Raw genomic sequence first — 13,859 nt, 5'->3', positions numbered from 1 at the left:
AGCTTCTGAGTATATGATCGAATGGTCTGATGGATCCCTACAGGCCCGATATGATCATCTTCGATTGCGACGGCGTGCTCGTCGACAGCGAGTTGCTCAGCTGTCGCTGCCTGTCCGAAGTGCTGGCGGAATTCGGCTTTCAACTGAGCGTGGAGCAGGCGCTCGGACTTTTCCTCGGACGCAGCACGAAGGCGATCGAGCAGTACTATCGTGATCTCGGGCAGGCTTTGCCTGACGACTTTCTTCCCCGCCTGAAGGCCAGCGTGCTCGAGAGGTTTGCGGGCGCGCTTCAGCCGATCCCTGGCGTAGCTGCGGTGCTGTCCGGATTGGAGACGCCGCGCTGTGTCGCATCGTCGAGCGACCTCGACCGCGTCTCGCTCTCGCTGGACGTCACCGGCCTCGCTCCGCATTTCGGTGACCGGCTCTACACCGCGCAGATGGTCCGGCACGGCAAGCCGGCGCCTGACCTTTTTCTCCATGCCGCCGGGAAGATGCAGGCCGATCCCGCGCGCACGCTGGTGATCGAGGACAGCGTCAGCGGCGTGCACGCCGCCAAGGCGGCGGGCATGATGGTCTGGGGATTTGTCGGCGGTAGCCATTATCGCGCTCGCGATGGCCGGGCTATATTGTCGGCCGCCGGAGCCGATCGGGTCTTCGCGCAGATGAGCGATTTCTGGGAGGCGTGAGGCCGCATGGCCGCCGAGAACGAAAAATCCAGGCTCGACGATGCCGCGCGCGCCGGCTGGCTCTATTTCATAGCCGGCCACACCCAGGACGAGATCGCAAAGATGCTCCAGGTGTCGCGTGCCTCGGCGCAGCGGCTGGTCTCCCTGTGTCTCGCCGAACGGCTGATCACGTTCCGGCTCGAACACCCCATCGCCGCCTGCATGGAATTGGCGGCGCGCCTGAAGGAGCGGTTCGACCTCAGCCATTGCGAGGTTGTGCCGGCTGATCTTGCGGCGCCGCAGTCGACCGCGGGCATTGCCGAGCGCTGCGCCAATTTGCTGGATGCGACGCTGCGCTCGGAGACGCCCGTGATCGTCGCGCTCGGCACTGGGCGGGCGGTGCGCGCCGCGGTCGAGCGCGTCACGCCGATCGACCGGCCCAACCACCAGATCGTCTCGCTGGTCGGCAACATCTCCGCCGATGGCTCGGCGAGCTTTTACGACACCGTCGGCCGGCTCGCCGACCGCACCGGTGCACGGCATTATCCAATGCCGCTGCCGTTCCTGATGTCGTCGGAGGACGAGCGCAACAAGATGGTCCGCATTGAGCCGATCGCGAAGGTCAAGGCGGTCGCGGCCAAGGCGGATTTGCGCCTCGTCGGCATCGGGCAGATGGACCAGAGGGCGCAGGTCCATGTCGACGGCTTCGTCACGCGCGACGAATTGTTCGAGATGATGCGGCAGGGCGCCATCGGCGAAATCACCGGCTGGGCCTATGATTCCAAGGGCCGCCTGCTCAAGGCCGGCACCAACAAGCGCCTCACCAGCATTCCGCCGGAAGTGCCGGCGAAGACGACGACCATCGGTGCCGCGGTCGGTGCGGCCAAGGTGTCCGCGATCGCGGCGGCGTTGAATGGGCGGCTGATCAACGGCCTCATCACCGACGAGGCTACCGCGAGGGCGATCCTGGAGAGGTAGAGGCGGGCGGCCTCGCTACTTGCCCCTGCTGTCATCGTCCCGCGAAGGCGGACGATCCAGTGCGCTGCGGCCCTTCTCGGGGCAAACCAACTGACGACACGGAGTACTGGATGCCCCGCTTTCGCGGAGCATGACAGCCAATTTTGCTGCGCCTCTCTCCCGCACCGCAGCACTCATAAGTTGCCGGATTGCCGCCGCGCCTGCTTGACAAGCGGCAGCCCTCGTCCGAACATACGCCCAACGCGTGGGCATATGCTCAAAAGCGCGGGCTAGGGAGGTCACCGTGAAACACATTCTGGGCGCCGTCTGCGGCGCGTCCGTACTGCTTGCCGTCCCCGCGATGGCCGAAACGACCCTGACCATCGCCACCGTCAACAATGGCGACATGATCCGCATGCAGGGCCTGACCAGCGAATTCACCAAGAAGAATCCCGACATCACCGTGAAATGGGTGACGCTCGAGGAGAACGTGCTGCGCCAACGCGTTACCACCGACATCGCCACCAAAGGCGGCCAGTTCGACGTGCTGACCATCGGCACCTACGAGGTGCCGATCTGGGCCAAGAAGGGCTGGCTGGTGCCGCTTGCCAATCTCGGCGCCGACTACGACGTCGGCGATCTCCTGCCGAAGATCAGGGATGCCGTGTCGGCCGACGGCAAGCTCTATGCCGCGCCATTTTACGGCGAAAGCTCGATGGTGATGTATCGCACCGATCTGTTCGACAAGGCCGGCCTGAAGATGCCGGAGAAGCCCACCTGGGATTTCGTCATCGATGCCGCCAAGAAGATCACCGACAAGAACGGTGGGATCTACGGCATCTGCCTGCGCGGCAAGGCTGGCTGGGGCGAGAACATGGCGTTCCTCTCTGCGATGGCGAATTCCTACGGTGCCCGCTGGTTCGACGAGAAGTGGGAGCCGCAGTTCAACACGCCGGAATGGAAGACGACGCTCACGACCTATGTCAATCTGATGAAGGACGCCGGGCCTCCCGGCGCGAGCTCGAACGGCTTTAACGAGAACCTGGCGCTGTTCAACGCCGGCAAGTGCGGCATGTGGATCGACGCGACGGTGGCGGCGTCCTTCGTCACCAACCCGAAGGACTCAAAGGTCGCAGACAAGGTCGGCTTTGCGCTCGCGCCCAATACCGGGCTCGGGAAGAATGCCAACTGGCTGTGGGCCTGGAACCTCGCGATTCCCGCCGGCTCGAAGAAGACCGAAGCCGCCGAGAAGTTCATCGCCTGGGCAACGAGCAAGGACTACACCAAACTGGTAGCGTCGAAGGAAGGTTGGGCCAATGTCCCTCCGGGCACTCGCACCTCGCTCTACACGAATCCTGAGTACCTGAAGGCCGCGCCCTTCGCGAAGATGACGCTGGCCTCGATCGACGCCGCCGACCCGAACAAGCCGACCGTGAAGCCGGTGCCTTACGTCGGCGTGCAATATGCCGCGATCCCCGAATTCCAGGGCATCGGCACGCAGGTCGGGCAGCAGTTCTCCGCTGCGCTTGCTGGCTCGATGACGGTCGATGCGGCGCTTGCCGCTGCGCAATCGGCCACCGAGCGCGAGATGAAGCGCGCCGGCTACATCAAGTGAGCCTGAGCTCTCCCTGAGCTCAAACTCGCGGCCATCCACTCCTTGCGCGATGGATGGCCGCCTTCTTCCTCCAAGCGGAGAGCCCGAGGATGGCAACCCGGCAGACGCAATTCCTTGCGCGGTCGCTCCTGACTCCGGCCGTCGGACTGCTGTTCATCTGGATGATCGTTCCGCTCGCGCTGACGATCTATTTCTCGACGCTGCATTACAGCCTGCTCGATCCCGATTCAGAGTCCTTCGTCGGACTTGAGAACTTCCGCTACTTCCTCACGGATCCCGCCTTCCTCGCTTCGCTCCAGAACACGCTGGTGCTGGTCGGCTCGGTGCTGGCGCTGACGATCGTGCTCGGCATTCCCCTGGCGCTGCTGATGGACCAGCCCGTGATCGGCCGCAATTTCGTCCGGCTGATGGTGATCGCGCCGTTCTTCGTGATGCCTACGGTGAGCGCGCTGGTCTGGAAAAACCTGCTGATGCATCCGGTGTCGGGCCTGTTCGCCTGGCTCGCCAAGCTGGTCGGACTGACGCCAGTCGACTGGTTCAACGATTTGCCGCTGTTCTCGGTAATCCTGATCGTGGCCTGGCAATGGCTGCCGTTTGCAACCCTGATCCTGCTCACCGCGCTGCAGTCGCTCGACGAAGAGCAGAAGGAAGCCGCCGAGATGGACGGCGCGAGCGCGATCTCGACCTTCATCTACATCACGCTGCCGCATCTGGCTCGTCCGATCACGGTGGTGATCCTGATCGAGACCATCTTCCTGCTCACGGTGTTCGCCGAGATCTTCGTCACTACCGGCGGTGGCCCGGGCCTGCAGACCACCAACATCGCCTTCCTCATCTATTCGCAGGCGCTGATCCAATTCGACGTCGGCAGCGCATCGGCTGGCGGCCTGGTCGCCGTGGTCATTGCAAATGTCGTCGCCTTCTTCCTCGTCCGCATCGTCGGCCGCAACCTGGAAGCCTGACATCATGGCGCGCAGATCAACGACACAGCGGGTGGTGGTCTCGACGATCGGGGCGTGGTTCTTCGGCTTCCTGATCTTCTTCCCAATCCTGTGGATGGTGCTGGCGAGCTTCAAGACCGAGCTCGAGGCTTTTGCGATTCCGCCATCCTTCCTGTTCTTCCACTGGACGACGGAGAACTACGCGACGGTGCAGGAGCGCAGCGACTATTTCCTCCACGCGATGAACTCGATCATCATCGCCGGCGGTTCGACCTTGATTGCGCTGCTGATCGCGATCCCGGCGGCCTGGTCGATGGCGTTCTCGCCGACAAAGCGCACCAAGGACATCCTGCTCTGGATGCTCTCCACCAAGATGATGCCGCCGGTTGGCGTGCTGGTGCCGATCTACCTGATCTACAAGACTTTCGGCTTGCTCGATTCCCGCATTGGCCTCGTCTTCATCCTCTGTCTCGGCAATTTGCCGATCGTGGTCTGGATGCTGTTCACCTATTTCAAGGAAATCCCGCGCGATATCCTGGAAGCCGCGCGCATGGATGGCGCGACGATCGGCCGCGAGCTCGTCTATGTCCTGACGCCGATGGCAATCCCGGGGCTGGCGTCGACCTTGCTGCTCAATCTGATCCTGGCTTGGAACGAGGCGTTCTGGACGCTGAACCTGTCGACGTCGAACGCCGCGCCGCTCACCACGTTCATCGCGTCCTATTCCAGTCCGGAAGGACTGTTCTGGGCAAAGCTGTCGGCGGCCTCGACGCTGGCGATCGCGCCCATTCTCGTCCTCGGTTGGTTCAGCCAGAAGCAGCTCGTGCGCGGGCTCACCTTCGGCGCGGTGAAGTAAAGGGGCTGCCGGAACATGGGTCAGATTACACTTCAGGGCGTGCAGAAATCCTTCGGCCCCGTGCACATCATCAAGGGCGCCGATCTCGACATCGCCGACGGCTCCTTCGTCGTGTTCGTCGGTCCTTCCGGCTGCGGCAAGACCACGCTGCTGCGGCTGATCGCGGGCCTCGAGGACGTCACCGGCGGTGCTATTTTGATCGATGGCAAGAATGTCGTCGACACGCCGCCTGCCAAGCGCGGGCTGTCGATGGTGTTCCAGTCCTACGCGCTCTATCCGCATATGAGCGTCCGCGGCAATATCGGCTTCGGCCTGAAGATGGCGGGATTGCCCAAGGACGAGATCAGCCGCAAGGTCGAGGCGGCCGCAGCGACGCTGAACCTGACGCCTTATCTCGATCGCAAGCCGCGCGAGCTCTCCGGCGGTCAGCGCCAGCGTGTCGCGATCGGACGCGCCATCGTCCGTGAGCCCAAGGGGTTCCTGTTCGACGAGCCGCTCTCCAATCTCGACGCGGCGCTGCGCGTGCAGATGCGTATCGAGGTGACGCGGCTGCAGAAGCAGCTCGGCACCACCGCGATCTACGTGACGCACGACCAGGTCGAGGCCATGACCATGGCCGACAAGATCGTCGTGCTCAACGCCGGCAAGATCGAGCAATACGGCTCGCCGCTGGAGCTCTACGAGCGGCCCGCCAATCTCTTCGTCGCCGGATTCATCGGATCGCCCAAGATGAACTTCGTCACGGGCGACAACGCCTCGCAGCAGGGCGCGGCGACGATCGGCGTGCGCCCGGAGCATCTCAAGATCGAGCGCGAGGGCGCCGGCGGCTGGCAGGGCACGATTTCGGTCGCCGAGCATCTCGGCAGCGACACCTTTCTCTACGTCGATGCCGGGCCGCTCGGGATGTTGACGGCGCGCTACATCGGCGAACTGAGCCTTCATGCCGGCGACCGCGTGTCGCTGGTGCCCGACCCCGCACGCATCCACCGCTTCGACGCGAGCGGCAACGCGATCAGGAAGTAACAAGAAACGGGAAGACGGCCATGTACCTGGAAAAATTCAAGCTGAGCGGCAAGACCGCGTTTATCACCGGCGGCGGGCAGGGCATTGGGCTTGCCTGCGCCGAAGCGCTGGCCGAGGCAGGCGCCAAGGTGATTATCGGCGATCGCGACAGCAAGGTCGCTGGCGATGCCAAGGCCAGCCTGAAGGCGAAGGGCTACGACGTCGAGACCGCGATCATGGACGTCACCGACACCAAGCGCGTGGCGGAGGTCGCCAACGACCTCGTCGCCCGCCACGGCAAGGTCGACGTCCTCGTCAACAACGCCGGCATCGCCCGCAGCGAGACGCCGGCTGAGACCGTGACCGACGAGCATTGGCTCAACGTCATCGACGTCAATCTCAACGGAACCTTCTGGTGCTGCCGCGAGTTCGGCAAGCACATGCTCAAGGCCAAGAGCGGCGCCATCGTCAATGTCGGATCGATGTCCGGTTTCATCGTCAATAAGCCGCAGGAGCAGTGCTTCTACAACGCTTCCAAGGCCGGCGTGCATCACCTGACCAAGTCGCTGGCCGCCGAATGGGGCGCGCGCGGCATCCGAGTCAACGCGGTGGCGCCGACCTACATCGACACGCCGCTGAACGCCTTCGTGAAAAGCACCCCGAAAATGTACGATGCTTGGATCGGTGGAACCCCGATGGCGCGGATGGGACAGGTCGAGGAGATCGCCTCGGTCGTCCTGTTCCTGGCCTCGGAGGCCGCGAGCCTGATGACTGGCAGCATCGTGCTGGTGGATGGCGGCTACACTTGCTGGTAGGCTTATCGTCAAAACTGACGGAAGCGACCGGGAGCGACAATGCCGCGAGCGTATATCGGCGTCGATGTAGGGACCACGAGCACGCGGGCAGGGGTGTTTGACGAGGCGGGCACGCTGCTCGCGACCGCCAGGCATCCGATTCGAATCTGGCACGAGGCCGGCGATATTGTCGAGCAGTCCTCCCACGATATCTGGGAGGCCTGTGCCAGATCGGTGCGGGCGGCGATGGCGGAAGCAGCGATTGCGCCCGACAGCGTCGGCGGCATCGGCTTCGACGCCACCTGTTCCCTGGTGGTGCTCGACCGCCAAGGGGAGCCAGTCACGGTCAGCGCCTCCGGCGACAGGCAGCGCAACGTCATCGTCTGGATGGACCATCGCGCCGTCGCCGAGGCGCGGCTGATCAACGAGACCGCCGACGATGTGCTGCGCTATGTCGGCGGCTCGATCTCGCCAGAGATGGAGATGCCAAAGCTGTTGTGGTTGAAGCGGCATCTGCGCGCGAGCTTTGATGCTGCCGGGCATTTCTTTGATCTGGCGGACTATCTGACCTGGCGTTCGACCGGATCGCTGCAGCGCTCGACCTGCACCGTCACCTGCAAATGGAACTATCTCGCGCATGATGGCGGCGGCTGGAGCGGGCAATACTTCAAGCGCATTGGGCTTTCGGATTTCGTCAACGAAAAATATGCTCGCATCGGCACCGAGATCGTCGCCCCTGGCACGCGGCTCGGCACCGGTCTCACCCGAGCGGCCGCCGCCGATCTCGGCCTGCCCGCTGGCATTCCAGTCGGTGCCTCCTTGATCGATGCCCACGCCGGCGGCATCGGCGCGATCGGAGGTCGTGACGGCTCGGGCGGAACGACTGACGTTACAGATCGCCTTGCCTACATCATGGGAACGTCAGCCTGCATCATGGCGACGACCAAACAACCGTGCTTCGTGCCCGGCGTCTGGGGTCCCTACTACTCCGGCATGGTGCCGGACTTCTGGCTCAACGAAGGCGGCCAATCGGCCGCGGGCGCGGCAATCGACCATCTTCTCAAATCGCATCCCGGACATGCCGAGGCGATCGTCGCTGCCAGAAGCGAGGGCGTCGATCTCATCGAGTTCCTCGAGCGCCGCATCATCGCGCGCGCCGGCGATGCCAGCCGCGCCGCGTTGCTCGCCCGCGACGTCCATGTGCTTCCCGAGTTCATCGGCAACCGCTCACCCTACGCGGACCCTGACACCCGTGCGGTGATCGCGGGCCTCGATCTCGACACCGATGTCGGTTCGATGGAGCGGCTGTTCATCGCCGGCCTGTGCGGGCTCGCCTATGGGCTCGCCGAAGTGATCGAGGCCTTTGCAGCCCATGGCGTGCATGCCGGCATCATGATCATGGGCGGCGGCGCGAGCCGCAGCCCCTTAGTGCGGCAGATCATGGCCGACACCACCGGCCTTACTGTCGCGCTGCCGCAGACCAAGGAGCCGGTGCTGCTCGGCGCTGCGATGCTGGGTGCTGTCGCCGGCGGTGCCTATGCCTCGATCGGCGAGACCATGGCAAAGATGTCGGCTCTTGGGCGCAAGAGCGAGCCGACCACGCCCGACATGGCGGCGTTTCACAAGAAGAAGCGGGAGGTGTACAAGCTGCTGCGCGAAGTCGACCACGGCAGCCGCGCGGCGATGCGCGGCGTCGCCAAGGGGTAGAAGGACGCGTTAAGAGCCATGCTGATTTCCTGCGGCGATGCATTGATCGATTTCGTGCCGACGAAGAACGCCGACGGCCGCGAAGCGGTGATGCCGGCGGTGGGCGGCTCCTGCCTCAACGTCGCCATCGGCATCGCGCGGCTCGGCGCCCCGACCGGCTTTGTCGGCGGCATCTCGACCGACCTGTTCGGACGCATGATCGCAGATCACGCCGTAGCGTCGAGCGTCGAACTGGGCCTCGCCACCCGAAGCGATCACCAGACCACGCTCGCCTTCGTTCGCATCGTCGCGGGTGAATCGCATTACGCCTTCTATGATGCCGAAACCGCGACGCGGAATTGGACGTTTCGGCGCGGGAGCATCCCGTTCGATACGGTTGAGGCCGTCCATGTCGGCTCGACCACGCTGGTGAACGACCAGGGTGCGGCCGAGACCAAGGCCCTCATCGCGGACGCGAAGGCCTCGTCGACGATCTCTTTCGATCCAAATTGCCGGCCCAATCTGGTCAAGGACAAGCCGGCTTATCTTGCTCGCATGACCGAGTTCGCCGACAGCGCCGACCTCGTCAAGATGTCGGATGTCGACTTCACCTATCTCTTCGGCGAGGAACTGTATCGGCAGCGCGCGAGCGCGATGCTGGGGCAAGGCTCGAGCCTCGTCGTCATCACCCGCGGCAACAACGGCGCCATCGCCTGGCACGCAAAAGCAGGGCAGATCGAGGTGGAAGCGCCGAAGGTGCAGGTCGCCGACACCATCGGCGCTGGCGACAGCTTTCAGGCCGCATTGCTGTTTGCCCTGCATAAGCAAGGCCGTCTCTCACGATCGCAACTGAAGGGCATCGGCACCGAGGAACTCCGCCGCGCGCTATCGTTCGCCGCCAATTGCGCCGGGCTGACCTGCACCCGCCCGGGCGCCGATCCGCCTTGGAGCCATGAAATCAGCTGGCGCTGGTAGGTAGCTCTCCTCACAGCCGCGCGACGACTTTCTCGGCGCACTTCAGAAATTTGGGGATCAACGGGCTCTGCGAGTCCCGCCGCCAGCATACCGCGATGTCGATGGAGTCGACTGTGTCCCGCAGCGGCCGGAATACGATGCCGCGCGGCGCGCCGAGCCTGGCGCAGGCCGGCAGGATCGCAAGACCTTCACCGGCGAGGACAAGGCTCATCGCCGAATGCACCGTCTCGACACGGCTTGCGATCGGCATCACGATCTGATGCCGTCGCAGCAGGGCCGCGACCGCGGAGGAGGCGGGATCGCGCTCTGGCGGCGGCAGCGCGACCAGCGGACGGCCCTGCAATCGCGCCATCGGCACGGCGCCGAGACGCGCGAGCGGCGAGCGGTTTGGCATCGCCAGCATGAAGCGCTGCGCGCCGATCCGCGCCACCTGGATCTCGGGGTGATGGATCGCCGGCATGCACAGCGCTACCGTGACGCTGCGGTCGAGTAGCCGCGCCTCGCGTGTCGATGCGCTGAGGTCGACGAAGTCGAGATCAACGCCGGGAATGGATCGCCGCAGTTCGGGGATCAGTCGCGGCAGCATGGCGTTCGCCAGCACGAACATGTAGCCGACGGAGATCCGCCCGCGCCGACCGGCCGCAACCGCGCGGGCGGCTTCGATGCCATCTGCCGCAAGCGCCAGCGCCTCGCCTGCGCGCGCCAGCAGGGCCAGGCCCGCGTCGGTCAGGTCCATGCCGCGCGTGCCACGGTGGAACAACGGTGCGCCGACTTCGGCCTCGAGCTTGCGGATCTGGACCGAGAGCGGCGGCTGCGCCATCCGTAGCCGCTCGGCCGCCTTGCCGACGCTGCGCGTCTCGGCCACGGCGACGAAATAGCGGAGCCGGCGAAGATCCATAGGCATACCGAAACCGTATGGGTTGACCACCAAAATCGTATTGGACGCCGAGTTAACAAAACTGTCATTCTCGTTGTCAATGCATGGGGCCAACGAAGGCCGTTTCGGAGCATGATCTGACGATGAACGGCGATCCCTGCCTGCTGTCCGCTACCGAATTGCGTCCGCTGATTGCGAACAAGCAGATTTCTCCCGTCGAAATCACCAGCGCGGTGCTCGCGCGCGCCGAGGCGCTCCAGCCCAAGCTGAACTGCTTCATCACGATTTGTGGCGACGAGGCGATGGCAGCGGCACGCGAGGCCGAGCGCAAGGTCATGTCAGGCGAGCCGCTTGGTCTGCTGCATGGCCTGCCCGTTACAGTCAAGGACATCGTCAACACCAAAGGCGTGAAGACCACCTTCGGCGCCGTTCCTTACAAGGACAATGTACCCACCGAGGATGCCGTTGCGGTCGCAAAGCTGCGCGGCGCAGGCGCGATCCTGATCGGCAAGACCACGACGCCGGAATTCGGCAGCAAATGCCTGACCGATTCACCGCTGTTCGGCCGCACCCGCAATGCGTGGAGCGCGGAGCGCTCCTCCGGCGGCTCCAGTGGAGGTGCTGCCGTGGCGGTGGCGAGCGGCATCGCACCGCTGGCGATCGCGACCGACGGCGGCGGCTCGACGCGCATTCCGGCCGCCTGCAACGGCGTGGTCGGTTTGAAGCAGAGCAACGGCGTGATCGCGCACAGCCAGGCGCTCGATGCATTCGGCAACCAGACCTATGTCACGCCGACCACGCGCACCGTCGCCGACACGGCTCTGATGATGCAGGCGATATCGGGCGAGGATGCCTGCGATCCTTGGTCGATCGGCATGCCCGTGCCCGATTTCATCGACACCGCCGCCCCGCGTGGCGATCTGCGCGGGCAAAAAATCCTGTTCTGCGCAGCGCCCCCGGGACGCCCGGTGTCGGCGGACGTCGCCGCGGCCTTCAAGGCGAGCCTCGACCGGCTCGCGAGTCTGGGCGCCGAACTCGAAGAGTTCGCCGGCGAAGGCTACGACGTCGAACCGATCTGGCGCGCCATCAACCACACCGTCTGGCGTTCGCGCTTTTCGAAGCTGGTGGCCGAGCATGGCGACGCCTTAAGCGAAGCCTTCGTCAAGCAGATTGCGCTGGCGACCAATGTCAGCGGCGTTGACTATCAGGAGGCGATGTTCGCGCGTACAGCGCTGTTCCGTCGCGTGCAATCATTGCTTGCGCGTGGGCACCTTCTGGCGATGCCGACCATCACCCGGACCGCGCTGCCGATCGACCAGGATCTGTTCGGCAAGATCGAGATTGACGGGGTGCAGTTTGACAGCGTCCGGCCGCACTGGTTCCCGTGGACCATGCCGTTCAACATGACCGGCCACCCCGCCATCAGTTTGCCCTGCGGTTTCGGCCGCGACGGCCTGCCGATCGGGCTCCAGCTCGTCGGCCGCTTCCGGGCCGATGCGGAATTGCTGCGCGCCAGCGCGCTGTTCGAGGCCTCGCACGACCTTCTCGCCCGCCGGCCGGAATGACGGCATGCACTGGCCAGCAAGGGGCTTGCGTCCGGCGTCGGGACATGTTGATCGTGCCGCTGATGAGCCCTGAGCCCGATCGCGCATGAGCGTATTTGTCCTTCGACGTGTTCTGACATTGCTGGCGACGCTGGTCGGCGCATCCGTGATCATTTTTCTGGTGCTGGACGCGTTGCCGGGCAATGCCGCCCAAATGCTGATGGGCGCCGACGCCTCGGCCGACGCGGTCCGCGCGCTCACGGTCAAGCTCGGGCTCGATCAGCCGCTGGCGGTCCGCTACGTGCAATGGATCAGGGGCCTCGTCGTCGGCGACCTCGGCAATTCCTATGTTTATGGCACACCGGTTGCGAGCCTGATCGCGGAGCGGCTGGTGCTGACCATTCCGCTCGCGATCATGTCGATGCTGATCACGGTCGTGCTGGCGCTTTCGGCCGGCATTTACACCGCTGCCAACCACAACAAGCTCGGCGATGTCGGCGTGATGTCGCTGACGCAAGTCGGCATCGCGCTGCCGAACTTCTGGTTCGCCATTCTCCTGGTCCTGCTGTTCGCCGTGCGGCTGCAATGGCTTTCCGCGGGCGGATTTGCCGGCTGGGATGACGGCATCTGGTTGGGAGTCAAATCGCTGCTGTTGCCGTCGATCTCGTTGGCCGTGGTGCAGGCCGCCATTCTTGCCCGCGTCACGCGCTCGGCCGTGCTCGAAGTCCTGCGCGAGGACTTCGTCCGCACCGCTCGCGCAAAAGGGCTCGGCAAGCGCGAGGTGCTGTGGAGCCACGTGCTGCGCAATGCCATGATCCCCGTGATGACGGTGATGGGCCTGCAATTCGCCAATCTGCTCGCCGGCACGATCGTGATCGAGAACGTGTTCTATCTGCCGGGCCTTGGCCGGCTGATCTTCCAGTCGATTGCCAACCGCGACCTGATCGTGGTGCGCAATTGCGTGATGCTGCTGGCCGCCATGGTCGTCATCGTCAATTTCGTGGTCGACGTGCTCTATGCCTTCATCGATCCCCGCATCAAGGTGCACGACCTGTGAGCGCGCCTCTAACCAGTTCAGTCGACGCGCCAGCCCCAACGCGCCCCTTGCCGGCAAAGACCTTCTGGGGCCGCGCGCTGCGCCATCGCAGTTTCGTGCTGGGCGGTGCACTGAGCCTGCTGGTGGTGGTCTCGGCGCTGCTGTCGCTGGTGTGGACGCCGTGGTCGCCTTACGAGATCGACATCGCCTCGAAACTCAGGCCACCGTCGGCGGCGCACTGGCTCGGCACCGATTCCTTCGGTCGCGACATCGTCTCGCTGCTGCTCGCCGGCGCGCGCTCGACCATCCTGGTCGGCATCATCGCGGTCAGCATCGGTCTCACCTTCGGCGTCTGCCTCGGCCTGATTGCCTCGGCCAAGCGCGGCTGGACCGAAGAGATCATCATGCGCTTTTCCGACTTCACCTTCGCGTTCCCGGCCGTGCTCTCCGCGATCATGCTCGCGGCGGTCGCGGGGCCGGGCATGGTGACCTCGATCATCGCGATCGGCATCTTCCAGATCCCGACCTTGACCCGGCTGACGCGCGGCTCGGCCAATGCGATCTGGGCGCGCGAATTCGTGCTGGCCGCGCGCGCCTCGGGCAAGGGCGCCTTCCGCATCACAATCGAGCACGTGCTGCCGAACATCCTGTCGATCCTGATCGTGCAAGCGACGATCCAGTTTGCGCTCGCCATTCTTGCAGAGGCCGCTTTGTCCTATCTCGGCCTCGGCACGCAGCCGCCGCAACCGTCCTGGGGGCGTATGCTGAATGACGCGCAAACCATGCTGTTCCAGTCGCCGATGCTCGCGGTCTATCCGGGCGCTGCGATCGCCATCGCCGTGCTCGGCCTCAATCTGCTCGGCGACGGTCTTCGCGACTTGCTCGATCCCAGACTGGCGCGGGAGCGGTGA

General features: G+C 64.6%; 13 protein-coding genes. 12 read left to right on the top strand and 1 reads right to left on the bottom strand.

Features of this window, described 5'->3' with window-relative positions; genetic code table 11:
- Positions 1 to 29 precede the first annotated feature (29 nt).
- From QY049_RS07680 to QY049_RS07640, 9 genes are all read left to right on the top strand, one after another.
- Positions 30 to 686 carry an HAD family hydrolase gene (locus QY049_RS07680; protein WP_258762318.1) on the top strand — a complete coding sequence of 219 codons (657 nt, stop codon included), beginning with the start codon at positions 30 to 32 and terminating at the stop codon, positions 684 to 686.
- Between the two features lie 6 nt (positions 687 to 692).
- Positions 693 to 1,643, top strand: a complete 951-nt coding sequence (locus QY049_RS07675) for a sugar-binding transcriptional regulator (protein ID WP_194476686.1) — start codon at positions 693 to 695, stop codon at positions 1,641 to 1,643.
- Between the two features lie 283 nt (positions 1,644 to 1,926).
- Complete coding sequence (locus tag QY049_RS07670) at positions 1,927 to 3,237, top strand: sugar ABC transporter substrate-binding protein (protein WP_194476685.1); 1,311 nt, start codon at positions 1,927 to 1,929, stop codon at positions 3,235 to 3,237.
- An 89-nt stretch (positions 3,238 to 3,326) separates the two neighbouring features.
- A complete protein-coding gene (locus QY049_RS07665; protein WP_194476684.1) occupies positions 3,327 to 4,199 on the top strand; it encodes a carbohydrate ABC transporter permease in 873 nt (290 codons plus the stop codon).
- Positions 4,200 to 4,203: 4 nt separating this feature from the next.
- A complete protein-coding gene (locus tag QY049_RS07660) occupies positions 4,204 to 5,034 on the top strand; it encodes a carbohydrate ABC transporter permease (RefSeq protein ID WP_194476683.1) in 831 nt (276 codons plus the stop codon).
- A 15-nt stretch (positions 5,035 to 5,049) separates the two neighbouring features.
- Positions 5,050 to 6,057 (top strand): ABC transporter ATP-binding protein, encoded by a 1,008-nt coding sequence (locus QY049_RS07655; RefSeq protein ID WP_258762317.1) that lies wholly within the window; start codon positions 5,050 to 5,052, stop codon positions 6,055 to 6,057.
- 20 nt (positions 6,058 to 6,077) lie between these two features.
- Complete coding sequence (locus QY049_RS07650; protein WP_258762316.1) at positions 6,078 to 6,851, top strand: SDR family NAD(P)-dependent oxidoreductase; 774 nt, start codon at positions 6,078 to 6,080, stop codon at positions 6,849 to 6,851.
- A gap of 39 nt (positions 6,852 to 6,890) precedes the next feature.
- The gene (locus QY049_RS07645) at positions 6,891 to 8,537 is read left to right on the top strand and encodes an FGGY-family carbohydrate kinase (RefSeq protein WP_258762315.1); all 1,647 of its coding nucleotides are present in this window, start codon (positions 6,891 to 6,893) and stop codon (positions 8,535 to 8,537) included.
- 18 nt (positions 8,538 to 8,555) lie between these two features.
- Positions 8,556 to 9,491: a carbohydrate kinase gene (locus tag QY049_RS07640; RefSeq protein WP_258762314.1), complete on the top strand. Its 936-nt coding sequence runs from the start codon at positions 8,556 to 8,558 to the stop codon at positions 9,489 to 9,491.
- A 10-nt stretch (positions 9,492 to 9,501) separates the two neighbouring features.
- Here QY049_RS07640 and QY049_RS07635 read toward each other — a convergent pair whose 3' ends face one another.
- Positions 9,502 to 10,389 carry a LysR family transcriptional regulator gene (locus QY049_RS07635; RefSeq protein ID WP_258766999.1) on the bottom strand — a complete coding sequence of 296 codons (888 nt, stop codon included), beginning with the start codon at positions 10,387 to 10,389 and terminating at the stop codon, positions 9,502 to 9,504.
- Positions 10,390 to 10,511: 122 nt separating this feature from the next.
- Here QY049_RS07635 and QY049_RS07630 point away from each other — a divergent pair, with 122 nt between their 5' ends.
- The 3 genes from QY049_RS07630 to QY049_RS07620 all read left to right on the top strand — a co-directional run bounded on the left by QY049_RS07630 (position 10,512) and on the right by QY049_RS07620 (position 13,859).
- Complete coding sequence (locus QY049_RS07630; protein WP_258762313.1) at positions 10,512 to 11,933, top strand: amidase; 1,422 nt, start codon at positions 10,512 to 10,514, stop codon at positions 11,931 to 11,933.
- Between the two features lie 85 nt (positions 11,934 to 12,018).
- Positions 12,019 to 12,969 (top strand): ABC transporter permease, encoded by a 951-nt coding sequence (locus tag QY049_RS07625; RefSeq protein ID WP_258762312.1) that lies wholly within the window; start codon positions 12,019 to 12,021, stop codon positions 12,967 to 12,969.
- Positions 12,966 to 13,859, top strand: a complete 894-nt coding sequence (locus QY049_RS07620; protein ID WP_194476676.1) for an ABC transporter permease — start codon at positions 12,966 to 12,968, stop codon at positions 13,857 to 13,859. Before QY049_RS07625 ends, QY049_RS07620 begins: the two co-directional genes overlap by 4 nt.

The sequence above is a fragment of the Bradyrhizobium sp. WYCCWR 13022 genome, from assembly GCF_030435535.1.
GTDB lineage: Bacteria > Pseudomonadota > Alphaproteobacteria > Rhizobiales > Xanthobacteraceae > Bradyrhizobium.
Note: the sequence above shows the minus strand (reverse complement) of the source record. Positions and strands in the feature narration are given on the sequence as shown.